The sequence below is a fragment of the Novosphingobium olei genome (assembly GCF_012927405.1).
Classification (GTDB): Bacteria; Pseudomonadota; Alphaproteobacteria; order Sphingomonadales; family Sphingomonadaceae; genus Novosphingobium; species Novosphingobium olei.
Genome location: NZ_JABBGM010000011.1, coordinates 1 through 24294, shown reverse-complemented (window position 1 = coordinate 24294; position 24294 = coordinate 1). Strand labels below are relative to the sequence as shown.

Annotated in this window: 23 protein-coding genes, 1 tRNA gene and 2 riboswitches; of the genes, 17 read left to right on the top strand and 7 right to left on the bottom strand. The window is 65.7% G+C overall.

The annotated features are described in order from the left end of the window. From cobT to HHL27_RS18150, 3 genes are read right to left on the bottom strand one after another with little or no spacing between them, the layout of a single operon-like run. The gene (gene cobT, locus HHL27_RS18160; RefSeq protein WP_169494809.1) at nucleotides 1-1020 is read right to left on the bottom strand and encodes a nicotinate-nucleotide--dimethylbenzimidazole phosphoribosyltransferase; all 1020 of its coding nucleotides are present in this window, start codon (nucleotides 1018-1020) and stop codon (nucleotides 1-3) included. After that, entirely contained in the window at nucleotides 1017-1424 is a 408-nt protein-coding gene (locus HHL27_RS18155) for a DUF1636 domain-containing protein (protein WP_169494808.1), read from the bottom strand. Before HHL27_RS18155 ends, cobT begins: the two co-directional genes overlap by 4 nt. Then, a complete protein-coding gene (locus HHL27_RS18150) occupies nucleotides 1424-3370 on the bottom strand; it encodes a TonB-dependent receptor plug domain-containing protein (protein WP_169494807.1) in 1947 nt (648 codons plus the stop codon). The genes HHL27_RS18155 and HHL27_RS18150 overlap by 1 nt, the downstream gene beginning before the upstream one ends. Before the next feature lie 212 nt (nucleotides 3371-3582). After that, nucleotides 3583-3774, bottom strand: a riboswitch (cobalamin riboswitch). 58 nt (nucleotides 3775-3832) lie between these two features. After that, nucleotides 3833-4034, top strand: a riboswitch (cobalamin riboswitch). A 217-nt stretch (nucleotides 4035-4251) separates the two neighbouring features. Here HHL27_RS18150 and HHL27_RS18145 point away from each other — a divergent pair. From HHL27_RS18145 to HHL27_RS18135, 3 genes are read left to right on the top strand one after another with little or no spacing between them, the layout of a single operon-like run. Next, nucleotides 4252-4821 carry a hypothetical protein gene (locus HHL27_RS18145; RefSeq protein WP_169494806.1) on the top strand — a complete coding sequence of 190 codons (570 nt, stop codon included), beginning with the start codon at nucleotides 4252-4254 and terminating at the stop codon, nucleotides 4819-4821. Beyond that, nucleotides 4818-5432 carry a cob(I)yrinic acid a,c-diamide adenosyltransferase gene (gene cobO, locus HHL27_RS18140; RefSeq protein WP_169494805.1) on the top strand — a complete coding sequence of 205 codons (615 nt, stop codon included), beginning with the start codon at nucleotides 4818-4820 and terminating at the stop codon, nucleotides 5430-5432. Before HHL27_RS18145 ends, cobO begins: the two co-directional genes overlap by 4 nt. A 2-nt stretch (nucleotides 5433-5434) precedes the next feature. After that, nucleotides 5435-6727, top strand: a complete 1293-nt coding sequence (locus tag HHL27_RS18135) for a cobyrinic acid a,c-diamide synthase CobB (protein WP_169494804.1) — start codon at nucleotides 5435-5437, stop codon at nucleotides 6725-6727. A 12-nt stretch (nucleotides 6728-6739) separates the two neighbouring features. Here the strand turns inward: HHL27_RS18135 and HHL27_RS18130 are convergent, their stop codons facing one another. Then, nucleotides 6740-7414: an anti-sigma factor gene (locus HHL27_RS18130; RefSeq protein WP_169494803.1), complete on the bottom strand. Its 675-nt coding sequence runs from the start codon at nucleotides 7412-7414 to the stop codon at nucleotides 6740-6742. Beyond that, nucleotides 7411-7839: an RNA polymerase sigma factor gene (locus HHL27_RS18125; RefSeq protein WP_338114943.1), complete on the bottom strand. Its 429-nt coding sequence runs from the start codon at nucleotides 7837-7839 to the stop codon at nucleotides 7411-7413. The genes HHL27_RS18130 and HHL27_RS18125 overlap by 4 nt, the downstream gene beginning before the upstream one ends. 143 nt (nucleotides 7840-7982) lie before the next feature. Between HHL27_RS18125 and HHL27_RS18120 the strand changes: the two genes are divergently transcribed. The 5 genes from HHL27_RS18120 to HHL27_RS18100 all read left to right on the top strand — a co-directional run bounded on the left by HHL27_RS18120 (nucleotide 7983) and on the right by HHL27_RS18100 (nucleotide 14292). Next, the gene (locus HHL27_RS18120; protein ID WP_169494802.1) at nucleotides 7983-9227 is read left to right on the top strand and encodes a S8 family serine peptidase; all 1245 of its coding nucleotides are present in this window, start codon (nucleotides 7983-7985) and stop codon (nucleotides 9225-9227) included. Between the two features lie 99 nt (nucleotides 9228-9326). Continuing rightward, nucleotides 9327-10187: a hypothetical protein gene (locus HHL27_RS18115; RefSeq protein ID WP_206069692.1), complete on the top strand. Its 861-nt coding sequence runs from the start codon at nucleotides 9327-9329 to the stop codon at nucleotides 10185-10187. A 102-nt stretch (nucleotides 10188-10289) separates the two neighbouring features. Then, entirely contained in the window at nucleotides 10290-11102 is an 813-nt protein-coding gene (gene otsB / locus HHL27_RS18110) for a trehalose-phosphatase (RefSeq protein ID WP_169494801.1), read from the top strand. Further along, nucleotides 11099-12883, top strand: a complete 1785-nt coding sequence (locus HHL27_RS18105; protein WP_169494800.1) for a glycoside hydrolase family 15 protein — start codon at nucleotides 11099-11101, stop codon at nucleotides 12881-12883. The genes otsB and HHL27_RS18105 overlap by 4 nt, the downstream gene beginning before the upstream one ends. Then, on the top strand, nucleotides 12880-14292 hold the full coding sequence (locus HHL27_RS18100; RefSeq protein ID WP_169494799.1) for an alpha,alpha-trehalose-phosphate synthase (UDP-forming): 1413 nt from the start codon (nucleotides 12880-12882) through the stop codon (nucleotides 14290-14292). Before HHL27_RS18105 ends, HHL27_RS18100 begins: the two co-directional genes overlap by 4 nt. Here HHL27_RS18100 and HHL27_RS22815 read toward each other — a convergent pair. Further along, nucleotides 14278-15858, bottom strand: a complete 1581-nt coding sequence (locus tag HHL27_RS22815) for an HWE histidine kinase domain-containing protein (protein ID WP_169494798.1) — start codon at nucleotides 15856-15858, stop codon at nucleotides 14278-14280. The two genes, HHL27_RS18100 and HHL27_RS22815, sit on opposite strands and share 15 nt — an antisense overlap. Next, nucleotides 15831-15920 (bottom strand) — tRNA-Ser (locus HHL27_RS18090). Before HHL27_RS18090 ends, HHL27_RS22815 begins: the two co-directional genes overlap by 28 nt. 185 nt (nucleotides 15921-16105) lie before the next feature. On the opposite strand from HHL27_RS18090, the gene HHL27_RS18085 reads away from it, so the two are divergent. The 9 genes from HHL27_RS18085 to HHL27_RS18045 are packed head-to-tail and all read left to right on the top strand — an operon-like array spanning nucleotide 16106 to nucleotide 24172. Beyond that, entirely contained in the window at nucleotides 16106-17086 is a 981-nt protein-coding gene (locus tag HHL27_RS18085; protein ID WP_338114941.1) for a lytic murein transglycosylase, read from the top strand. Beyond that, complete coding sequence (locus HHL27_RS18080) at nucleotides 17070-18044, top strand: SPOR domain-containing protein (protein WP_169494796.1); 975 nt, start codon at nucleotides 17070-17072, stop codon at nucleotides 18042-18044. Before HHL27_RS18085 ends, HHL27_RS18080 begins: the two co-directional genes overlap by 17 nt. Nucleotides 18045-18078: 34 nt before the next feature. Then, nucleotides 18079-19266, top strand: a complete 1188-nt coding sequence (locus tag HHL27_RS18075; protein ID WP_240959996.1) for a D-alanyl-D-alanine carboxypeptidase family protein — start codon at nucleotides 18079-18081, stop codon at nucleotides 19264-19266. Then, complete coding sequence (gene tmk, locus HHL27_RS18070) at nucleotides 19266-19895, top strand: dTMP kinase (protein WP_169494795.1); 630 nt, start codon at nucleotides 19266-19268, stop codon at nucleotides 19893-19895. The genes HHL27_RS18075 and tmk overlap by 1 nt, the downstream gene beginning before the upstream one ends. Then, nucleotides 19892-20860 (top strand): DNA polymerase III subunit delta', encoded by a 969-nt coding sequence (locus HHL27_RS18065; protein ID WP_338114940.1) that lies wholly within the window; start codon nucleotides 19892-19894, stop codon nucleotides 20858-20860. The genes tmk and HHL27_RS18065 overlap by 4 nt, the downstream gene beginning before the upstream one ends. Before the next feature lie 33 nt (nucleotides 20861-20893). After that, entirely contained in the window at nucleotides 20894-22456 is a 1563-nt protein-coding gene (metG, locus tag HHL27_RS18060) for a methionine--tRNA ligase (RefSeq protein ID WP_169494794.1), read from the top strand. After that, nucleotides 22456-23232 carry a TatD family hydrolase gene (locus HHL27_RS18055; RefSeq protein ID WP_169494793.1) on the top strand — a complete coding sequence of 259 codons (777 nt, stop codon included), beginning with the start codon at nucleotides 22456-22458 and terminating at the stop codon, nucleotides 23230-23232. Before metG ends, HHL27_RS18055 begins: the two co-directional genes overlap by 1 nt. Beyond that, nucleotides 23229-23996, top strand: coding sequence for an MBL fold metallo-hydrolase (locus HHL27_RS18050; protein WP_169494792.1), 768 nt, complete (start codon nucleotides 23229-23231; stop codon nucleotides 23994-23996). Before HHL27_RS18055 ends, HHL27_RS18050 begins: the two co-directional genes overlap by 4 nt. Next, nucleotides 23993-24172 (top strand): hypothetical protein, encoded by a 180-nt coding sequence (locus tag HHL27_RS18045; RefSeq protein WP_169494791.1) that lies wholly within the window; start codon nucleotides 23993-23995, stop codon nucleotides 24170-24172. Before HHL27_RS18050 ends, HHL27_RS18045 begins: the two co-directional genes overlap by 4 nt. The last annotated feature ends 122 nt before the right edge of the window (nucleotides 24173-24294 follow it).

The following is a 24294-nucleotide window of genomic DNA, read 5'->3' as shown; positions in this document are numbered from 1 at the left end:
TCAGCTGGTCCCCGCGCTTACCGCGGCTTCTGCAAAGGTTGCCATTTCCCCGTGCGTGGCGAGCGCTGCGCGCACGATGTGCGCCGCCACGGCAGCGCCCGAACCTTCGCCCAACCGCATGCCGAGATCGAGCAACGGGACAAGCCCGAGACGCTCCAGCAAGGCGCCGTGCGCGCCTTCGGCCGACCGGTGCGCAGCAAGGCAATGGTCGACCACGGCGGGATGCGCTGCCGCAAGGGTTGCCAAGGCCGCGCTGGCGATGAAGCCGTCAAGCAGGACGGGGATGCGCGCGTGGCGGGCAGCGAGCATGGCGCCCGCCATGGCGGCAATTTCCCGCCCGCCCAGCCGACGCAGCGTTTCGAAGGGTTCGGTGCAATGGGGCCCGTGAAGCGCCAGCGCCTGCGCCACGGCGCGGGCCTTGCGATCGAGCGCCTCCGCGCCGACGCCTGAGCCGCGCCCCACCCAATCCTGCGCGCTACCGCCATAGGCGATGGCAGCCAGGGCCGCTGCCGGTGTGGTGTTGGCGATACCCATTTCGCCCACGATAAGCAGTTGCGCATCCGCCGGGACGGATGCCGCGCCGGCGGTCAGCGCGGCCAGGCATTCTTCCGTTGTCATTGCCGGGCCCTCGGCGATGTCTTCCGTCGGTCGGTCGAGATTGAGTGCATGAACGGCAAACGAGGCGCTCAAGGCGCGCGCCAGCGCGTTGATTGCCGCGCCCCCTGCCTGGAAGTTGGCGACCATCTGCGCGGTGACGTCGGCCGGGAAGGCGCTGACACCTCGGGCGGCGACGCCGTGGTTGCCGGCAAAGACCGCGATATGGATGCGATCAACCCCGGGGCAGGCAGTCCCCTGCCAACCGGCCATGAACAGCGCGATATCTTCGAGCCGCCCGAGCGATCCCGATGGCTTCGTCAGCTCAGCCTGACGCTCCGCAGCATTCACGATGGCGTCTGCATCGGGCGCGGGCAGGTTGCGCAAGGCGTCCCCGAAGGCCGCAGGATCGGTAAAGGCGATCATGCGCAGACGTATCCTTCGGGTGGCGTGCGAGTGATGAAGTGTCCTTTCACCCCGTCAGGCCATTGCGCGTAGGCAACGACGCCCTCTTCGCTCTGCGCATGGCGCGCCGCGTAACCGAGGATGGCCTTGGCCGCTTCGGCATCGGGGGTGAAGCCGCCGAGGACATAGCCGATCTTGCCGGCTTCGCGGATGTGGACGACGCAATGGCGGGTGCAAGCGAACAGGCAGGGCATTTCCTGCACCGCAACGCCGGCGAGCGTGGGGTCTTCCTCCTGCGCCTGGCGCAAGGCCCGGGCGAGCAGCGCGCCACCGCGCTGCCCGCCTTCGTCCTCGCGCGCGTCGGCGGACAGGCGGCAGGTGTTGCACACGACCACCGCCGGACCCGTTTCGACCGCGCGCAGCATCAGAAGCGACTCCGCACGCCGAGGTACGCCACACGGCCAAGGCTGCCGTAGCCGCTGGCGGTTTCGTAGCGCACGTCGCCCACGTTTTCGACCCTGCCATAGAAAGTCAGGCCGAATGCCGCCTGCCATTCCGCGCGCAGATCGGTCAGCCAGTAGCCATCGAGCGTGGTAGTCCCGGTCGCGCGGTCGAACGTCTGCCCGGCATGCCGCACGGCGACGCTGGCGCGGAGGCCCTTGAAGGCGCCTTGGGCAAGGTCGATGCCCGCCTCTGCATTGGCGAGATGGCGCGGCACGCGCGCAAGCTGGCGGCCGAACGAGGCGCTGCCGCTGGTGCGGTCCTGCGCTTCGATCCAGCTGTAGTTGCCTTCGGCGAAAAACACGCCCAGGCGCGCCGAGGCGGCGATTTCCAGTCCGCGCGCGTGTGCCTTGCGGACATTGGCGTAGTAGCCGAACCGGGTTGTGGTGGTGCCGGGCACATAGCAGGCCACCGGCAGCGTTCCGCTGGTGGGGCAGAATGCGAAGTCGATCAGGTCGTCGGTATCGCGTTCGAACCACGTGGCCGATGCGCGCAATGCCTGGCCCAGCGCCTGTTCGGCGCCCACTTCCCATCCGCGTGCTTTTTCGGGCTGAAGATCGGCCGCACCGTACAAGCTGAACAGCTGGTAGAGCGAGGGCGCCTTGTACCCCTCGTCATAGCTGGCGCGCAGGATCGTCTGTCCCTTGTTGGGCGTATAGACCGCGCCCGCGCTTGCCACGGTATTGCCGCCGAAGCGCGACTGGTCATCGTGTCGCAGGCCACCGTTGAGGGTAAGGCCGGAGAGCGGGGTCAGGCGCAGTTCGCCGTAGACGCTGTTGGTATCTGCCTTGTTCGGCGTGAGCGCGTAGGGCCTTGCATTGTCTCCCGGCGATGCGGTCGTCATGCGCTGCTCTTCGCGTTCTGCCCCGAACACGACCTGCGCAGCGGGCGAGAAGGCGAACGTGCCCTGGTATTCGTAGCGCCGAATGCGCCCGTGGGCATCGAAGTTCAGCTGGCGAATTTTGCGCGCCGGATCGTAGTTGGTGCGGTCGGTCTCGGTCTGGAGGAAGGCGACGCGGTTGGTGAAGCGGCCATCGGCCAGCGCGAAGTTGAGTCCGGCGTAGCCCGACCATTCGCTGGTCAGGCCAAAGGCCGCACTGTCTCCCGACGTGCCGTCGAAATCGTTGCGGGAATCCGACCAGTAGCCGCGCAGGTCAAGGCTGACTGCAGGGGCAAGGTGGACGCGCGCGGTGCCGTTGGCGGCGGTGCGGCGATAGCCGTCGGGCTCGGTGCCGTTGGAGCGGGCTGAGATGCCGTCGGTTGTGAAAGTCGATCCAGACAGGCGCCAGTCCACGAGAGCGGATGCACCGCCGATGCCGGCCTTGGCGGACACGGTCTGAAGCCCGCCGGCTTCTGCGGCAAAGCTGCCCTCGAGCGGCTTTTCTGGCGAACGCGTCGTCACGTTGACCACGCCACCGATGGCATCGCTGCCCCACAGGATCGACTGGGGGCCGCGCAGGATCTCGATGCGGTCGAGATCGTCGATGAACAGGTTGGAATACCCGTACCCCGCGGCGGTGGAGGACGGATCGGCAAGGCGCATGCCGTCGATCACCATGACCGACTGGCCCGCATCGGCGCCGCGGATGCGGATCGAGGTGGCGGTGCCATAGCCGCCATTGCGAGTGATGCTGATGCCGGGCGTGCGGACGAGGATGTCGGTGAGGGCGATGGGCTGTTCCTGCCGGATCGCCGCTTCGTCGAGCACGGTGACGCTGGAGGAGACGCGATCGCGCTCCACCGGGGTGCGCAGGGCGGTGACGACGATGTCGGGGCCGGGGGCGACCTCTTCCGGGGCGTGCTGGGCATGGGCGGCAGCGGGCGAAAGGAGAGCGGCTGCGAACAGGGTACGGGTAATGATGCGAGACATGATGGTCCCTTCTGGCAAACGGCACGGGGCCGCGCCTTTTCGGGACGCAACGGGGCGACGCCATGTCGCGGATCGCCGGGCAGGATGCCGGCGCGACAGGACGCAGCCCGCGCGGCACGAGCCGGCGAGGCGGTTGCTGTCGTTGCGCGAGGGATGGTCCGCCTGGATGAGCTGGGCGGCAACCTCGAACACCCGGTGCACCCTGCCCGGATGAAGAACGACTGCGGCAGGCAGGTCTCCTGGCTCACGGGTCGGCGCCGGTCCGGCCGCCTTCTCAGGACCGTGAAGTCCCAATGGCATAGTGGCCGGATGGCTCGCCGCTTACAGTTGCAGGGGCAGCCCGGGGCTTTCACCCGAGTTCCCTTTTGATCCCCTTGCGGGGAACCTGTCGCGAGGCGGGCAACTATCGTGCGTTGCACCATTGCGCAAGGCATCTTGCTTGCGCGATCGGCACTTTGCGCTTATCCCTTGACCCGCAACGGGTGCCCGAGAGGGCTTAATCGGGAAGTCCGGGCGGCGGTAATCCGCCACAATCCGGCACTGCTCCCGCAACTGTAACCGGTGAGCGCATCGCCATCATGCCATTGGGGCCACGGCCCTGAGAAGGCGGCGAAAAGCGCGGCGATCCGGAAGTCAGGAAACCGGCCCTTGCCGTCGTTCCTTCGCGCGGGCGGGATGTACCGGGCGGACGAGGGACCTGCCGCGTGCCGTGGCAGGATCAGCCCTTGGCGGACGACACCAGTGTGTTGTGTCGACAAGGGGAGCCAAACCCGTGTGCCAGTCCTGATCGCATTACCCGCGCAAGGCGGCGCGCAAACGCGCGTGCGGCTCCCTGGCGTTCGACGCCGTCCCTTCCATTCCATCACGAGGAACTTCTGACGATGGTCCGTCAAAACCGATTCGATCTTGCCGTCTGGGCCGCGCTTGCCATGGTCATGCTCGTCACGCGTACGCATTCGCTGAGCAATGTGATGCACTTGCCTGACACCAGCCTCGCCAGCTTCCTTGCACTGGGATACTTGGTGCGCAACCGCATCGCATTCGCCGGACTGTTCGGCCTTGCCTTCGCCATCGACGTGGTGGTGATCTATGTGATGGGCGGCTCGGGCTTCTGCTTCACCCCGGCCTACGCGATGCTGCTGCCCGCCTATGGCGTAATGTGGGCTGCGGGACGCCTTGCGGCCCGGAAGCTGCCGATCACGGCAAGTTCGATTGCGCCCGCCGCGCTGCTGGTGGCGTTGGCCACGCTGGTGTCCGAGCTGATGTCGAGCGGCGGTTTCTACTTCCTTGGCGGCCGGTTCGAGGATCTCACGCTGACGGGCTTCGCACCGCGCCTGCTGCGCTATTTCCCGCCGACGTTGTTCGGCACGCTGGTGTGGGCGTCGGCCGCTGCCGCGGCGGTCGCTTTGGTTCCGGCGCTGCGCCCGGCAGCGCGTGAAGCCGCGCAATGAGCGAGAACGACGACGTCGCGCGCGATCTTGCCCACAAGGCGCGCGCGCAAAAGCACAAGCAGGTGGTCGACGCGAAGATCGCGGCGGCCACCCGCGACAAGGGGCTGCTGCTGGTTCTGACCGGCAACGGCAAGGGCAAGTCGTCCAGCGCGTTCGGCATGGTCGCGCGCACGCTCGGCTATGGCCGCAAGGCCGCCGTGTTCCAGTTCATCAAGGGGGCGGAGAACGTGGGCGAGCGTACCTTTTTCGCCAGTCATCCCAACGTGATCTGGGAAAAGTGCGGCGAAGGCTTCACCTGGGAGACGCAGGACCGCACGCGAGACATCGCCGCGGCGCGTGCCGGTTGGGAAAAGGCCAAGGCGGCGCTGGCCGATCCCGACATCAGCCTGGTCGTGCTCGACGAGCTGACCTACCTCGTGACCTACCGATACCTGTCGCTGGATGAGATCATGCCCGCGATCGAGGCACGGCCAGAGATGCAGCACGTCGTCATCACCGGCCGCGCCGCCGATGAGGCGCTGATCGCGGCCGCCGATACCGTCAGCGCGATCCGCGACGTGAAGCATGCCTTCCGCGATGGCGTTCGTGCGCAGGAAGGAATCGACCGGTGAACATGGCCGCATCTTGCCCTGCGCTGATGGTCGCCGCGCCCTCGTCGGGGCAGGGCAAGACGCTCGTCACCGCCGCGCTCGCCCGTGCCCATGTTCGGGCCGGGCGGCGCGTGCGCGTGTTCAAGTGCGGGCCGGATTTCCTCGACCCGATGATACTGGAAGCGGCGAGCGGAGCACCGGTTCACCAGCTGGACCTGTTCATGGTGGGAGAGGGCGCATGTCGCGCGCTGCTGCATCATGCGGCCGGGGATGCCGACCTGATCCTGATCGAAGGCGTGATGGGGCTGTTCGATGGCGCTCCATCTGCCGCCGATCTTGCCGCGATGTTCGGCGTGCCGGTGCTGGCCGTGATCGACGCATCCGCCATGGCGCAGACGTTCGGAGCCCTTGTGCATGGCCTCGCGACATGGCGCGATGATCTCGCGGTTGCAGCGGTGCTGGCCAATCGCGTCGGCAGCGAACGGCATGCCGAAATGCTGGCAGAGAGCACACCCGAAGGCTGCCAGTGGCTGGGCGCGCTGCCACGCGATCCTGCGATCGGTCTGCCCGAGCGGCACCTCGGCCTTGTCCAGGCCGAGGAGATTGGCGATCTGCAGGCAAGGCTAGATCGTGCCGCTGACCTGCTGCCCATCGATGCGCTGTGGTTGCCCATGCCAGTTACGTTCGCTGCATCGGAGCAGAGCCCGATCCCGCGTCTGCTGGATGGGCGAACCATCGCCGTGGCCCGTGACGAGGCCTTTGCCTTTCTGTATCCGGCCAACATCGCCTTGCTGGAAGCGATGGGGGCGAGACTTGCCTACTTTTCGCCGCTGCGCGCATCCGCGCTGCCGGCCTGCGACGCGATCTGGCTCCCCGGTGGCTATCCCGAGCTCCACGCGGCACAACTTGCTGCGAATGCACCCATGCTACAGGCCATTCGGGCGCATCATGAAGCGGGCAAGCCCATCGTCGCCGAATGCGGGGGCATGCTGTTTTGTGCAGAAAGCCTGACTGACGGTGCGGGGATCAGCCACGCCCTGCTTGGTATCCTGCCGGGACAAGCTGCCATGCAACCGCGTCTCGCTGCGCTGGGCCTGCAAGCCTTGCCGGCTGCAGGAGGAGACCTGCGGGGCCACACGTTCCACTATGCCCAATTGGAAACGCCACTTGCGCCGCAAGCGGTCGCACGCAGTCCGGATGGCCGCGCGGGAGAGCCCGTGTTTCAGATGGGGTCGCTATGGGCGAGTTTCCTGCACGGGTATTTTCCGTCTGCACCGCACGCGGTTGCAGCAATGTTTGGCGGGCAGGGCTCCTGAACTATCAACCGATCAGCGCCTGCTCTGCCAGCGATCAGCGCGCGCCCGCGTCTCACCCGCTGCATCGAGCGCAGGACCGTCGGCCATTTCCTGCACGAACTGCATGATCTCGGCCGGCGAAGCCGCCTGGCGATACTCGGAAGCGGGCCCTTCGCCTTGTCCCATGTGTTCGAGCTTCCAGCCCAGATCATCGCGGCAGGCTATGCCATTGCGATCAGGCGCGGCAAAAGCGCGGCAGTACCGCCCGTCATGCGCGCGAAAGCTGAGCAGGATACGGCTCGGTTCGTTTCCGCCTTGCTGCGTGGCAAGGCGCTGATCGAGCATCGTTGCAAGCTCCGGCGAGGCGTAGCCCTGCTGCGGAGTGGCCGGGCGGATCAGAATGGCGGCAGCGATCGACGCCGCGAGGGCAGGGGCAGCGATCCATGTCCAGCGCCGCCGCTTTGCCTTTGCCGCGGCGAAATCAACCACGTTCGAGCTTTCCTGCAGCAGGCGCAGGTGCTGCGGGTTCGCCGGTTCTTCGATCAGCGCGCCGAAATGCGCCGATAGCCGGGCACGAAGCGCCTGGTGCGCGGCGATTTGCGCCTTGATTTCGGGCGATCCTTCCACCGCGCGGGCGACTTCATCCGCATCAATGCCGGTGAGCTGTCCGTCGGCGAAGGCGGCGACCTGTTCGGGGGTGGGCGTCATGCGGTTTCTCCCAGTCGCGCCAGCAGCGCATCGCGCCCCCTGACGAGCCGTGAATTGAGCGTGCCGACCGGGCAGCCGATGATGTCGGCCGCCTCCTTGTAGGAATAACCCTCTACCATGACGAGGATGACCGCCTCGCGCTGCTCGTCGGGCAGGTGCGCGAGCGCGCGATCGACGTCCGAGAGCATCGCGGTCGCCTCCTGCCCGCCGTCGCTGCCGATATCGCCCCCCAGCTCCTCGGCCATGAACGTCTGCCCGCGCCGCGTTCTGGCGCGCACTTCGTCGATCCACATGTTCCGCATCATCCGGTACACCCAACTGTCGAGGCGAGAGCCATCCTGCCATTTCGTCCGGTTGCGCAAGGCGCGCTCGAGCGTTGCCTGGCACAGGTCGTCCGCTTCGGAACGGTCACGCGACAGGCCCACCGCGAAGCGTCTGAGCCGCGGCAGCAGTTCGAGCAGGGCACTTGCAAATGGATCAGACAGGGCTTTCGACCTTTCTGCAGGATGCAACGGACAAGGCCGTACGTTTCATCCATAGCCAAGCGAAAATGTGAGATTGACGAGGCATGTACAAGAACCTGATCCTTGCCGCGCTGTTCCTTGCCACGGCCTCGGCACCCGTCGCAGCGCAGATCGCGATGCCAGTGACAGGGCCTGTCTCCGGCGGCGCGCTCGATTCCGCGATCAGAACGGTCGCGCAGACGGCAAGGCGGGCGCTTGACGGCTCGATCGGCGGGCTTGAAAGCGTGCCGGAGCGGGCATCGCGGATGGCGCAGGATCGGGTCGAGCGCTTGTCGCAGTTCGTGCGGGAACGGCGCGACGCGGTGGAGCGAGACAGCCACGGGGAACCCGCTCGCAAAGGCGTACTTCTGATCACGGACCCGCCCGCGGATCTTTCGCAAAGATTGGCAGGTTCGGGATTCAGCGTGACCGGGATCGATCGATTTGGCGATGTCGGGATCGCCGTGGCGGCAGTGGGTGTTCCGGAGGGCTTGCCGCTCGCCAAAGCCGAAGCGGCGCTGCGCCGCCTGATGCCTGATAGCGAGATTTCGGCCGATACGCTTTCCTTCCAGAGCGGCTCGGCTGCGGTAGCGCGTAGCGGTTCTCCCGGACGTCTGACGGCAGCGCCCGAGATTGCGGCGCCGGTCGGCATTGTGGACGGAGGCACCGCCGGCGCGGTTGCCGAACAGCGGGGGTTTGCGCTGGGCGCACCGATGCCGAGCGCCCATGGCAGCGCCGTGGCATCCCTTCTGCAGGGCGCCGGGGTGCGGCGCGTGCTAGTGGCGGATGTCTATGGCAAGGACCGCGCCGGTGGATCGGCCTTGGCGATCGCACGGGCGTTCGACTGGCTAGTCGGCCGCGGGGTGCGTACGATCAACATCAGCCTTGTCGGGCCCGCCAATCCTGTTCTGGCAAAGGTCGTCGCCGCTGCCCAGCGGCGCGGCGTCGTCGTCGTGGCGCCGGTCGGCAACGACGGCCCGGCTGCGCCGCCAGCCTATCCCGCATCCTATCCGCTGGTGCTGGCAGTGACCGGGGTGGATGCGCGCAACCGTCCGCTCATCGAGGCGGGGCGAGCGCTTCATCTCGATTACGCAGCGCCCGGGGCAGACATGCGGGCGGCAAACGCTGCCGGGCAGATGGTGCCGGTGCGCGGCACTTCGTTCGCGGCACCGCTCGTCGCGGCCCGCGCGGCCGCGGCCACGGGGCAAGACGTGCGCCAGGTGCTGGATCGCGAGGCAGTGGATCTGGGCCCGCGCGGGGCCGACGGCAGTTTCGGACGCGGCCTGATCTGCGGCCAGTGCAGGCGGTGAAAAAATCGTGCGGGCGATGGATTAAGCGCACCCCGGCATCCGTTTCTCCTTTCGAAGGACACAAGCGACGTGTCCGCCAATCGATGAAAGGATGATCTGATGCGTACCATTCTTGCAGCTTCGGCCGCGATGCTGATCGTTGCCACGCCGGCCCATGCGCAACTGCTGGGCGGTGGCGGACTTGGCGGTGGGCTGGGCGGTGGTCTGGCCGGTGGTCTGGGCAGCACGCTAAGCGGCGCTACGGGCGGCACGCTCAATGGCGGTCCCCTTGGCTCGACCATGGACTCGGTCGAAAGCTCGACCACGGGCCGCGTTCGCGGATCGGGTTCGGCTTCGGCGCACAAGTCGGTTGATCGCAAGAGCGGCAAGGTCCACGCCGATGGCAGCGCGGACGGCTCGCTTGCTTCGACGGCGAACACCAGCCTTGCCACGACGACGGGACCGCTGAACGCGGCGTCCTCAATCACCGGCTCGCAGTCCGCTTCGGGCAGTGGCTCGGGATCGATCGACGGCCAGCTTGTCGGCACCGACGCCGTAAAGTCTGCCGCCGGTTCGGCCCGCAGCACCGCGACCGGCACCGGACAGGCGCTCGCTTCAGGCATGCGGAACGCCGCAGGTTCGGTTGCCAGCACCGCGCAGGGCAGTGCGAGCGGAGCCGGTTCCTCGGCGGCTAACCTGAGCGGCAACAGCCTGGCGCTGGCAGGTAGCGCGGCCTCGTCGGCCGAGGGCGCATTCTCGGTGAGCAAGGGCATGAGCGTGCTGGGCCCCGATGCCACCAAGCTCGGGACCGTAACCCAGGTGGTCAGCGACGCGCGCGGCTATGTCGAAGCGCTGGTGGTGAAGGTGCGCGGGCAGAAGGCCACGCTGCCCACGAGCAACTTCAGCGCGAGCGGCAATGGACTGGTCTCGGCCATGAGCGCCGCCCAGATCACCAAGTCGGCGTCGGGATCGACCAACTGACGCAGGACATCGCCAGCAAACGCGAGTGACGGGAAGGGGTGTCATGACGGCACCCCTTCTTCGTTGCGGACGGGCGGGGAGGATAAAAAGGGCGGGACCCCGATGCAGGGTAATGGGTTGGTCCACCATGCCGGGAGCCGCTGCCCCGTCGCAAGGAGATCCGAGATTACCGATGCCCTGACCACGCTTCCCCCGCCGCCGGCGAACGCGCTGAAGGGGGCCAGCCTGTTCCTCGACCTCGACGGTACGCTGCTGGACCTTGTCGACGAGCCGGACGAGGTGCGCTTCGATCCGGAGACAGAGACGCTGCTGGCGACGCTGATAGCGCGGCTCGATGGCCGGGTAGCGATCGTGAGCGGGCGGTCGCTAGAACAGATCGACAGGATCCTGGGCCCCTGCGCGGCGGATCTGGCGATCTCGGCAAGTCATGGCAGCGAGCATCGCTGGCAAGGCGTTCATGCGCATCCGGCGCGGCCGGCGAGCCTGGACGAAGTCGCCGGGCTGTTCCGACGGTTCGCCGCCGAGCATCCGGGAACGCTTGTCGAGGACAAGAGCTTCGGTGTGGCGCTGCACTATCGCAAGGAGCCCGGTGCGGAACCGCAGGCACTTGAGTTGGCGACATCGCTGGCTTATTCGTTCGACCTCCATCTTCAGCGCGGCAAGATGGTGGTCGAACTGCGCGTTGCGGGCGGTGACAAGGGCGCCGCAGTGCGCCGGCTGATGAGCCGCAGCGCGATGGCAGGGACCGTGCCGATCTTTGCAGGCGACGATCTGACCGACGAGCCGGGCTTCGTTGCCGTGCGTGAACTGGCCGGCATCGCGGTGCTTGTCGGTGACCAGCGCGCGACGGCGGCCAACTTCCGCCTTCCATCGCCTGAGCACCTGCGCCGCTGGCTGGCGGAGGCGGCGCGATGACGGGGACGCTTGATCTCTGGCCGATCGGCAATTGCCAGGTTTCCGCGCTCGTCGATGCCGATGGCCGCTTCGTGTGGGGTTGTGTGCCGCGCGTCGATGGCGACCCGCTGTTCTCAGCGCTGCTGGCGGGGGAGGCGCCCCAGACCGGCTTCTGGTCGATCGACATCGAAGATCGCGTCGAGAGGCGCCAGCAATACCTGCGCAACACCCCCATCCTGGTCACCCGGCACCGGGACGCCAATGGCGGTGAGATCGAGATCATCGATTTCTGCCCCTATTTTCGGCGCAATGGCCGCTCGTACAGACCCGTGGCCTTCGCGCGAATCGTCCGCCCGCTGGCAGGATCACCGCGGATCACCGTGCGCCTTCGCCCCACACAGGAATGGGGCAAGGCGCGCGAGATCTCCGCGGGCGGGTCGAACCACATCCGCTTTCCCGCCGATGCCATGACGATGCGGCTGACGACCACGGCGCCGGTCGGTCTGGTGCTGGAGGAACGGACCTTCCGGCTGGAGCAGGCGCATACCTTTTTCCTGGGTCCGGACGAGAGCTTTGCCGGCGATCTTTCGGCGACGGTCGACCAGATGCTGACCGACACCACTGCCGAATGGCAGGAATGGGTGCGCGGCCTTGCCATCCCGGTGGAATGGCAGGACGTGGTGATCCGCTCGGCCATCACGCTCAAGCTGTGCCAGCACGAGGAGACCGGCGCGATCGTCGCCGCGATGACCACCTCGATCCCCGAACATGCCGGATCGCAGCGGAACTGGGACTATCGCTATTGCTGGATCCGCGATGCTTATTACACCGTTCAGGCACTGAACCGCCTTGGCGCGCTGGATGTGCTGGAAAGCTATCTCGCCTTCCTGCGCAACATCGTCGATGATGCCAAGGGCGGCCATATCCAGCCCCTGTACGGCGTGCTGGGCGAACCAGAGATCGAGGAGCGCGAGGCCGCGCGGCTGACCGGCTATCGCGGGATGGGTCCGGTGCGCGTGGGCAATGCGGCCTATTCTCAGGTCCAGCACGACGCCTATGGCCAGATCGTGCTGTGCAATACGCAAGCCTTCATCGACCAAAGATTGCTGCGCATGTCCGGCCTCTCGGATTTCGAGGCGCTCGAGAAAGTGGGAGAGCGTGCCTGGCAGCTGTTCGATCAGCCGGACGCAGGGCTGTGGGAACTGCGGACACGCCAATCGGTCCACACCTATTCGGCAGCTATGTGCTGGGCGGCGTGCGACCGGCTCGGCAATGCAGCAGCTGCCCTGCACCTGAACGAACGCGCCGAGTTCTGGGGGCAACGCGCAGCAGCGATGCGCGCACGGATCGAATCGGCAGCGTGGCGCGAGGATACGCAGCGCATGTCGGCCACATTCGAGGGCGACGATCTGGACGCCAGCGTCATCCAGCTGCTCGATCTGCGGTTCCTCACGCCCGACGATGCGCGCTTCACCTCGACGCTCGCCGCGATCGAGCAAGGTCTTCGCCGTGGATCGCACATGCTGCGCTACGCGACCGAGGACGATTTCGGCCTGCCCGAAACCGCTTTCAACGTCTGCACGTTCTGGCTGATCGAAGCCCTTCACCTAACCGGTCGGAGCAGCGAAGCCCGCGCGCTTTATGAAGAAATGCTAGCGCGTTGCACCAAGGCGGGGCTGCTGTCCGAGGACATCGATCCGGTGACCGGCGAACTCTGGGGCAATTACCCGCAAACCTACTCGCTTGTCGGTCTTATCAACTGTGCCGTCCTGCTGAGCAAGCCATGGAATTCGGTACGATGAGCAGACTGATTGTCATTTCCAACCGCGTGAGTACTGGCGGTGGTGCGCAAGGGGGTCTTGCCGTCGCCCTGTCGGCTGCGCTGCGCGAGCATGGCGGGATCTGGTTCGGCTGGTCCGGCAACGAGACGAGCGAGTTTTCCGGCCAAATCTCGCTAGAGCGGATCGACGGCGTGACCACCGCAACGGTCGATCTCGAAGAGCAGGATATCGAGGAATACTATAACGGCTACGCCAACAGGACGCTGTGGCCCCTGTTCCACTATCGCATCGACCTTGCCGAATACGAGCGCAGCTTTGCCGGTGGCTACCAGCGCGCCAACGAACGCTTTGCCGATACCGTACGCCCGCTGATCGAGCCCGACGACCTTGTCTGGGTGCAGGATTACCACATGTTCCCGCTGGGCCGGGAACTTCGCGATCGTGGCATCGCTAACCGGATCGGGTTCTTCCTGCACATTCCTTGGCCGCCAAGGCGCCTGCTCGCGACACTGCCGGAAGCGCGCGCCCTCGTCGAAGGGCTGCTCGACTACGACCTGATCGGCTTTCACACCGAGGAATGGCTGCAATCGTTTTGCGACTATGCCCGCGACGAACTGGGGGGGATCGTGGATGAGGATAACGTGCTCTCCGCGCTTGGCCGCAAGGTGCGCCTGATCGCTTGCCCGGTCGGCATCGATGCGACCGAATTCGCCGCCCTCAGCCAGAACGACAAGGCCCGCCAGACGTTCGAGCGCTTGCAGGAAAGCGCCGTCGGGCGGACTTTGATCGTCGGTGTCGATCGTTTGGACTACTCCAAGGGGCTGGAGGAGCGCTTTCTCGGCTACGAGAGGTTCCTGACCGAGCATCCAGCGGAGCGCAAGGAGGTGGTCCTGCTGCAGATCGCGCCGCCGTCCCGTGGCACGGTGGATAGCTACCAGCGGATCCGCAGTACGCTCGAAGGGCTGGCTGGGCGCATCAATGGCGCCCATGCGGCGCTTGACTGGGTGCCGATCCGCTATGTGAACCAGGGATACCCGCGCGAGATGCTCGCCGGCGTATACCGCGCGAGCAAGGTCGGGCTGGTGACGCCGCTTCGCGACGGCATGAACCTTGTCGCCAAGGAATATGTCGCCGCGCAGGATCCGGACGATCCGGGCGTCCTGATCCTGTCCCGCTTCGCCGGTGCTGCCGAACAGATGCAGGAGGCCATTCTGATCAATCCGCACAGCGCCGAAGAGATTTCGGACGCGCTGCGCCAGGCGATCTCGATGCCGCGCGAGGAACGGATCGAGCGCTGGCGAAAGTTGATGAACACGGTCGTCGAACAGGATGTTATGTGGTGGCTGAAGCGCTTCACCGATGCGCTGGAAGCCATCCCAGCGTCGCAAAGCGCCTTTATCGACGCTGAAGGGCAATCAGGCGGAGTTTGATTCGGCCGTTCGGCTCGATGCCGCCGATCGGGGAAAGCAAATTTCGCAGCGCAGCCCTTCGGGTCTGAGGTCGTAGTCGAGCTGCCCCGATAGGGTGCCCGTAACCGCCGTTGCCAACAGTTTCGTGCCAAAACCTTTTGGGCGGCCCTCGACGGGGGCGGGGCCGTCCAGCTCCAGCCACCGCAGCTCGACGTCGCTCGAATCCGGGCCGGCGCTGTTTAATGACAGCTCGACTCGGCCAGATGCCGAAAGGGCACCGTATTTCACGGAATTCGTCAGGAGTTCGTGCAGGATCATGCTCAGCGCCTGTGCCGCACCGGGATTGAGCTGCAGCGGCTGGTCGAGGTGGTGGACCGTGATCGCATCGCCAAAGGGCGCGAGTTCCTGCGCGATTATCTCGTCCAGCGCCACCCCGGACCAGCGGTGTGCGGCGAGCAGCGCATGAACGCGGCCCAGCGCCTGGATGCGATCGACGATGGATGCCTTGAACGCGGCAGGATCGCCATGGAAGCGGGTCAGCTGAACAACTGACTGGACAACAGCCAGCAGGTTCTTGGCGCGATGATCTACTTCGCCCATCAGCAGGGCCTCGCGCTCTTGCGACTGCTTCTGGTCGGTCACGTCCTCGCAAAGGATGCCAATCCCGCTGGTACGCCCTTCGAGACCGCGCACCGGATAGAACATTTCCTTCCAGTAGCGCGATGTACCCGGGTTAGCGGCGGTTTCGCCCGAAATTTCAACGTCCCTGATCGCCTCACCCGTATCGAGCACGCTGCGCAGGATGGGCTCGGCCGATGATCGCAGATCGGGCACCAGGTCCCAGGCCGACTTTCCGACATGGTCCTCAATGCTGTAGCCGTTCATTTCCGCCAGCGCGGAATTGAGCCGCACGAAGCGCATCTGGTCGTCCAGCAGGCCAAGGCCGATCGGTGCCTGCTCGTAAATCGCTTCAAGTTCGGCAAGCCGTTCGACCGAGGCGTGCTCCCGCCGCATCAGATCTTCGGCTTGCGCCAGAAGGACGACCTCGCGAGCGCGCAGCGCATCGGCAAGGCTGGTCAGCCGCACGAGAATTTCGATGACGGTAAGCGCAACCAACGCAAACATCGCAAGCGCAACGGGCACGTTCGTGGCCTCTGCGTTGCCTGACAGATAATAGAAGAAATAGGCTGCGCACGCCAGAGACAGGGCGAGCGAGAGGTTGGCAGCCAGCCGTCCGCCGATCAGCGTGCTGACCAGGATCGCTGGATAGAATGGGATGAACGGAGCCGGATACCACGGCCCGAGCAGATATCGCGCCGCTGCAGAAAGCGCGACCATCGTGACCGGAAGCAGTATCCGCAGCAACGGATGGGTGCGAAAACGCGCGCGCAGCGCAAACCACCAGGACGCCGTTGGCGTGCGTTGTTCTGCAGCCGTGAGAGATGACACCCCAGCACTTCCTTCGCCCAAGATCCTGACGGTAGGACGATCCGCGCGCGTACGCAATTTCCGATGGAAATAGGGTCTAACCCTGCGGGAAAGCACGGCAAAGGAAGCGGTGGCGGACAGGGTGGGATTCGAACCCACGGTGAGCTTGCACCCACGGCGGTTTTCAAGACCGCTGCCTTAAACCACTCGGCCACCTGTCCGTTTGCTCCACTGCCGTTAGCGATGGCCGGGCCTGTCGGGAAGGGGAATTGTTGCGGCGGGGCATTCCCAAGACCTGCGCGGCTGTGCGACAAGCTATCCGATGATGTTTTTCCTGCAAGCTCTTCGCCGCCGTTTCCCGTGCTCCATGCTCATCGCCTGCGCCCTTGCCGGAATGGTCGGGACAATGCCGGTTGCCCGGGCCCAGACCGCCGAGGATGAGGCGGGCTTTCCGGGGTATCTGCAACTCCTCGCCGCGCGTGCCCGGGCCGCCGGCGTGCGGGAATCGACGATAAACAGTGTCATCCCGACGCTGACCTTCAGCCCACGCGTCATCCAGCTCGACCGCAGCCAGCCAGGCGGCGGACCCAGCACCGGTTTCAGCCCGTTTGCGCCCTATCGCCGCACGCACGTCGATGCGGCGCGGATTGCGGGCGGCAGGCGCCAGTACGCAGCCAATTCGGCGCTGCTTGCCCAGATCGAGCGACAGTACGGCGTGCCGGGAAAGATCGTGCTCGCCATCTGGGGGCACGAAAGCAACTACGGCAGCTATACCGGCGACTTCGACCTTGCCCGGTCGCTGGCGACACTGGCCTATGAAGGACGCCGGCGCGAGCTTTTCGCCGACGAGTTCGTCGCGCTGCTCAAGATGATCGACCGGGGCGTACCGCGGTCGAAGCTGGTTGGCAGCTGGGCCGGCGCCTTCGGCAACCCGCAGTTCCTGCCCAGTGTCTACCTCCGCGTGGCGCAGGATGCTGACGGCAGCGGCCTCGCCGACATCTGGTCCAGCACGCCCGACACGCTGGCATCGATCGCGAACTATTTCCGCGATGCAGGCTGGCGACCGGGTCAACCGTGGGGCGTGGCCGTGGACGTGCCTGCCTCGCTCGACAGGGCGAGCCTTGCCACAACGTTGATCAGCCCGCGTTGCCCGCAGGTTTTCGCGCGGCATTCGGGCTGGAAGACAATGCGCGAATGGCGCGTGCTCGGCGTAACGCCGCAGGGCGCGGGCCTTGCCGACGACGTTCAGGCAACCCTCATCGAACCCGATGGACAAGGGCGGACCGGCTATCTGCTAACCGGAAATTATCGAGTCATCCTCGATTATAACTGCTCGAACTTTTATGCCCTGTCCGTGGGATTGCTTGCTGATGAGATTGCCCGCTAACCGATTTGCACCGCTTCTTGCGCTTGCCCTGCTGGGCGCGGCGCCGCCGCCCGCGGTCGACCGGTTCGGGCCGGCGGGGGACTATCCGGTCACCGTTGGCGATCCGATTACGATCGATGGCGTCACCTACACCCCCGTCGACACGCTCAATTATGACGCGGTCGGCTATGCGGTGACGGCCGGTGGCGCTGGCGTGGCAGCGGGCCACCACACGTTGCCTTATCCCTCCTACGTCGAAGTGACGGCGCTGGATTCGGGCAAGACCACGCTGGTCCGCATCGATCGCCGCGGGCCGATGACGGGGGATGCCCTGATCGAATTGACCCCCATGGCACGCGCGCAGCTGGGGCTTGCCGAAGGATCGCGCGCGGCGGTTCGGGTCCGCCGGGTCAACCCACCGGAAAACGAGCGCGCCCTGCTGCGCACCGGGCAGGAAGTGCCGCCGCGCATGGATACGCCGCCAGGACTGCTCGCGGCGCTCAAGCGCAAGCTCGGCATCGTGCCGGTCGCACCTTTGGCCGCCGCGCCTTCGGCCCCGGTCCTGCCGCCACCGCCACAGGTTTCCACCCCGAAAAACCCGGTAGCGACCGTCAAGCCCGCTTTGCCGCGCCCCGTCGTCAGGCCCAGGCCTGCGACCACGGCGAAACCGGCCGTGAGCGAAGCAGCGGTTCAGCCGGTCACCCAGCCAGCCCCCGCGTCAACGGCAGAGCCCCGCAAGCCGGCGCAAAAGTCTTCGGAACAAACGACAGTCAAAAGCGCGCGCTTCGTCCAGGTCGGCGCCTTTTCGACCCGGGATCGCGCAGAAGCTGCAGCCAGGCAGGTTGGCGGCAGCGTTTCGGCGGCAGGCAAGTTGTGGCGGGTGCGGATTGCCGCTTCGTCCACGACGGACGCGCAGGCCGCTCTGGCGAAGGCGAAGCGGGCAGGCTATGCCGACGCCCGGGTTCTGATCGACAGGTAAGGCGTTCGGAACCCCCGATCCATGGGGTTGCTGCTTGTATCGTCCGATTGCTTTTCTTGGCGCGCTGACGCTCGCATCCGTTCCCGTTTCGGCCGCTGCACCCGGCAGTGCGCCCGCTTTGCCCGCAATCGCAGGCGCGGTTGCTCCGATGCCGGAAATCAGCGCACCGATCGGCTTGCTGATCGACGTGAATTCGGGCCGCGTGCTGTTCGAGCGCCAGTCGCACCGGCGCTTCGTCCCGGCATCGCTGACGAAGATCATGACCAGCTACGTCGCCTTCGAACTGATCGACCAGGGCAAGCTTCAGCTTGGCCAGACGTTCACGATGAAGCCCGAAACCTTTGCCAAGTGGCACGGCGTCGGCAGCACGATGTTCCTGGGCAAGAACAGTCAGACCACCGTCGCCGACCTGCTCGAAGGCATCGTAACCGTATCGGCGAACGATGGCTGCGTCGTGCTGGCTGAAGGCGTTGCCGGCTCGGTTCCCGGCTTCACTGCGATGATGAACGCTGAAGCCAAGAAGCTGGGCATGCGCGACACGCACTACAACACGCCCAATGGCTGGATGGATGAAGGGCAAACTTGGGTTTCGGCGGCCGACCTCGCCAAGCTGTCGATGGCGCTCATCACCCGCCATCCGGCGCTTTACCAGCGGTTCTACGGCCACCATCAGGCGACGCTGGGCGGCATCACGCAGAACAATCACAACCCCCTCTATGGCCATACCGAAGGCGCAGACGGGGTGAAGACGGGCTTCACCAACGAGGCTGGCTACGGCCTCGTCGGCTCTGCCACGCGCAACGGACGGCGGCTGATGATGGTGGTGGGCGGCTACGACCGCCCCAACGACCGGGCGCAACAATCGCGCGCGCTGATCGAATGGGGCTTTGCGGCGTGGTCGTCGCACCCTCTCTACAAGGCCGGTGCACGGCTTGGCAGCGCCGCTGTCCAAGGGGGCGAAGATACCGGGGTCGATCTCGTCGCGCCGCACGATTTCGCTTTGACCTTGCCGGCGGGCACAGCAGGCAAGCCGACGCTGGCGATCCGGTACAAGGGACCCTTGCGCGCGCCGATCGCGAAGGGACAGCAGGTGGCAACGCTGCTCGTGCGCATGCCGGGGCAGCCCGAAGAGGCCCTGCCGCTGGTGGCGGCGAACGACGTTGCCAAGGGGGGCGTCATTGCGCGGCTTCGCAACGGTTTTCTGTCCATGGCGGGCCGCTGATGTCGCCATCGGGCCTGTTCATTGCGCTCGAGGGCGGCGAGGGCGCGGGTAAGTCCACGCAGGCGCGCCTTCTGGGCGACGCGTTTCGCCAGAAGGGCCGCGAAGTTGTCCTGACCCGCGAACCCGGTGGCACATCCGGTGCAGAGGCGATCCGTTCGCTGCTCCTGTCCACCGAGGGGGATGGCTGGGGGCCGCGCGCCGAAGCCTTGCTATTCGCCGCCGCGCGCGCCGATCATGTCGACAAGCTGATTCGCCCGGCGCTGGCGCGCGGTGGGGTGGTGATCTGTGACCGGTATCTCGATTCCAGCAGAGCCTACCAGGGCGGCGGAGGGGGGCTTTCCGACGCTGACTTGCTGGACCTGCACCGCATCGGCAGCGAAGGGCTGCTCCCGGACGTAACGCTGCTGCTCACGCTTTCACCTGGGGAGGCGGCAGCCCGCCTTGCCTTGCGCGATCGCGGGAATACCGACCGGATCGGCGGTCGCGCTGCCGACTACCACGCGCGGGTCGCCGCCGCATTCGACCGTTTGGCACAAGCCGAGCCGGCGCGTTTCGCAACGGTCGAGGCTGCCGGGTCGCCCGAGGATGTGCACGCCCGCATCATTGCCGCGCTCGGAAGCCGCTTGTGACTGATTTGCTGGGCCACGAACAGCCGTGGACGGCGTGGCGCGCGGCGATGAACGGCCATCGCATGCACCATGCGTGGTTGTTGGCCGGGCGCGAAGGCTTGGGCAAGGCTACCTTTGCCATGGCAGCGGCGGCCGAACTGGTGGCCGAAGCCGGCATGCCGCAACCCTCGCCGGAGAGCCATCCTGATATACATCTGCTGATCCCGCTTCCCGCCAACGATGACGAGGCGAAGAAGATGGAGGATCGTCGGCCATATCAGAAAAAGCGCAGCATCAGCGTCGATCAGATCCGGGGCATCCAGCGCAGGCTCGTCACGCGGCCAACGCTCGGTGCCCGGCGCGCGGTGATCATCGACAGTGCTGACCTGCTGGAAAAGGCGGCCGTGAACGCCTTGCTCAAGAGCCTGGAGGAACCTCCGCAGGGGACGTTCTTCCTGCTGGTGACGCACCAGCCCGGGCGATTGCTGCCCACCGTGCGTTCGCGTTGCCAGGTGCTTCGGTTCCACACCCTCGATGACGATCAACTGGCGCGGGCGCTCGACATGGGGGCGCCCGGGCTGGATGAAGCCACGCGGCGCGCTGCGGTGGCCGTGGCGGCGGGATCGCCGGGCGCGGCGCTCCATTTTGCTGAGCAGGACCTGGGGCAGGTCTTCGCCGTGATGCAGCAGCTTGTCGAGCGGGGCGATCCGGACTTCGCCTTGCGCGGGCGGTTGACCGAGGTGATCGGCGCGCGACCCGATCGCGAACGGCAGATGGCGGCGATCGAGGCAGCGCGCATGGTGCTGGTGCTTGCACTTGGCGCAGCAGACGATGCGCGGCGCGTGCGGATTGCCGACGCGCATGCCCGGATCGTGAACCTCGCCGCGCAGGCTCCGATCTACAATTATGACCCCGGCCTGCTGGTGCTGGAAATCGGCGGGTTGCTGGCATCGGCCGCGCGCACTAGGGAAGCTGCAAGCCGATAGGCATGCAAAATCCATAAGGAAGCGACCGTCCCAATGGGCGAACCCTACTACATCACCACCGCCATCTCGTACCCCAACGGCAAGCCGCACATCGGCCACGCCTACGAAGCGATTGCCGCTGACGTCATCGCCCGTTTCCACAAGTCGATGGGCCGCGACGTGCGCTTCCAGACCGGGACCGACGAACACGGGCTCAAGATGGCACAGAAGGCGCGCGACCTGGGCATTGCACCGAAGCAACTTGCCGATGAAATGTCGCAGCATTTCATCGATATGTGCGCCACTTTGAATATCGATTACGATGTTTTCCTGCGCACCACCGAAGCGCGCCATCACGAAGCGAGCCAGGCCATCTGGCGCCGGATGGAAGCCAACGGCGACCTCTATCTCGATCGCTACGAGGGCTGGTACTCGGTCCGCGACGAAGCATACTACGACGAGAGCGAGCTGGTCGAAGGGGAAGGGGGCGCCAAGCTCTCGCCGCAGGGCACGCCGGTCGAATGGACGGTAGAGGAATCGTGGTTCTTCCGCCTGTCGAAGTATCAGGAGCCGCTGCTTGCGCTCTACCGGGAAAACCCCGAGTTCATCCAGCCCGACGCGCGCCGCAACGAGATGATCGCGTTCGTCAGCCAGGGCCTGCGCGATCTCTCTGTTTCGCGCACCAGCTTCGACTGGGGGGTGAAGGTTCCGGGAAGCGACAACCACGTCATGTACGTCTGGGTCGATGCGCTGACCAACTACCTGACCGGGTTGGGTTTCCCCGGGGAAACTTCTGCGGTTGAAAAGTACTGGCCCGCAAACCTGCACCTGATCGGGAAGGACATCGTCCGCTTCCACACGATCTACTGGCCGGCCTTCCTGATGAGCGCCGCCCTGCCGCTTCCCCGGCAGGTGTTCGGCCACGGTTTCCTGCTCAATCGCGGCCAGAAGGAATCCAAGAGCCTTGGCAACGTGACCGATCCGGTCGAGCTGGCCGGGCGGTTCGGCGTCGACGCGCTGCGCTACTTCCTGATGCGCGAAGTGGCGTTCGGGCAGGACGGCTCCTATTCGCCAGAGGCGATCGTCACGCGCTGCAATGCCGAGCTGGCGAACAGCTACGGCAACCTGGTCCAGCGCGTGCTGTCCATGATCTTCAAGAACATGGACGGCAAACTTGCCACCTTTTCGACGATCGAGGCGGACGACGTGCTGCTCGCCACGGTGCGCGAAGCGTGCGCGGTCGACCTTCCGCGTGAATTCGCCGCGCTGAACTTCTCCGCCGGGATCGATGCATGGATGCGCGCGGTGTTCGCCTGCAACGCCTATATCGATGAACAGGCGCCGTGGTCGCTGCGCAAGACCGATCCGGAACGCATGCGCGCCGTCCTGCTTTGTCTGTTCATGGCCATCCGCGACCTTACCATCGCCATTGCCCCGGTCGCGCCGGGCGCGGCCGCCAAGGTGCTTGATCAGCTCGGCATCCCGGCGGACCAGCGGCGGATCGCGGATCTCGGCCATGCCGAATGGTACATGGACCGGGTTAACGCCGGCGAACGCCTGTCCGCACCGGTCGGCGCGTTCCCGCGTCTGGAACTGCCGCAGGAAGACGCCGCCTGATGCTGATCGATTCGCATTGCCACCTCAACTACAAGGGCCTGATCGAAGAGCAGCAAGACGTGCTCGCACGCGCACGCGAAGCGGGCGTGCGGGGATTTCTCAACATCTCGACCCGCCAGCGCGAATGGGCCGACGTGGTGGCTACGGCGCATCGCGAGCCGGATGTCTGGGCGAGCGTCGGCATTCATCCGCACGAAGCCGACGGACACGCCGATCTGGGTGAAGCCGTGCTGCGCGAAGCGACGCAGGATCCGCGTGTGATCGCGATCGGCGAAACCGGGCTCGACTATTACTACGATCATTCGGATCGGCAGGTGCAGCAAGACCTGTTCCGCGTGCATATCCAGGTGGCACGCGAAACAGGGCTGCCATTGATCATCCACACGCGTGAGGCGGAGGACGATACGCTGCGGATCCTTGCCGAAGAGAAGGGGAAGGGCACTTTCCCCGCGCTTATCCATTGCTTCACCGCTTCGCCCGAATTCGGCCGCGCGGTGCTTGAGCTGGGCCTCACCATCTCGCTTTCAGGCATCGTCACGTTCAAGAACGCCAAAGATTTGCAGGCTTTTGCGGCCGAGGTGCCTGATGACCGGCTGCTGGTCGAAACCGACGCGCCGTTCCTTGCCCCCGTGCCGCACCGGGGCAAGACTTGCGAACCCGCATTCGTGTCCGACACGCTGCGCTTCGTCGCTGGCTTGCGGGGCACGGAACCTGAGAACCTGGCTGAGCTGACCGGTGCCAACTTCTTCAGGCTGTTTGCGAAGGCGGCGGCGTGAAACTGATCGTCCTGGGATCGGGCACGTCTACCGGCGTTCCGCGGATCGGCAATGATTGGGGCGATTGCGATCCCGAAGAACCGCGCAACCGGCGCACGCGAGTGGCGATCATGGTGGAAGGCGCTGATGGGGCGCGCATCCTGGTCGACACGCCGACGGACCTGCGCCACCAGCTTCTGTCAACTGGGATCGGCCGGATCGATGGCGTAGTGTGGACGCATGATCACGCCGACCATACCCATGGCATCGACGACTTGCGGCCGTTGCGGATGGGGCGCGGCGCGCCAATTCCGGGCTATGCCGCAGACGAGACGGTCCGGCGGCTGCGGCAGCGGTTCGGCTATGTCTTTGCCGGGCAACATGGCTATCCCACTATCTGCAATCTGGATAACCTTGACCGCGTGCGGATGATCGCCGGCATTGGCGTCAGTCATTGCCAGATGCTCCATGGTCCGGCGCAATCGACCGCATTCCGTTTCGACCAGAATGGGAAGTCCATCGGCTATGCGACGGATTTCAGCGAGATCAATGCCGAGATGGTGGCGCTGTTCGACAAGGTGGACGTACTGGTGGTCGACGCCTTGCGACGTCAGCCGCATCCGACGCACGCGCATCTGGGCATGGCGCTGGAACTGGTCGAAGCGAGCCGTGCCGGACGTGGCGTGCTGACGCATCTCGACAAGTCAATGGACTACCGCGCGTTGTGTGCGGAAACGCCGGCACATGTCGAGCCGGGCTATGACGGCATGGAGATCGAACTGTGAGCGGTGACAAGCTGATCGCGATCATCGGGATCGTCATGGCGCTCGTTCTCGTGGGCGCAAACGGCCGTATGCGCACGTTGCCGCGGCAGAGGATGCTGCTGATGGCGGCAGGCTGGATTGCCATCATCGTCGTGGTGGCGCTTGCCTTCGGATCCGCGCGTCCACCTGCCATTTAACATATATCAACACCAATTCGTGTCTTGTGTCCTAGTTTCAATGGTTTGCAGGCGATAAACCTGTCCATTGTGTTTCGCTCATAATTTGGACGATCAAGGGAGTTGGAAGTGCAAGACGCCGT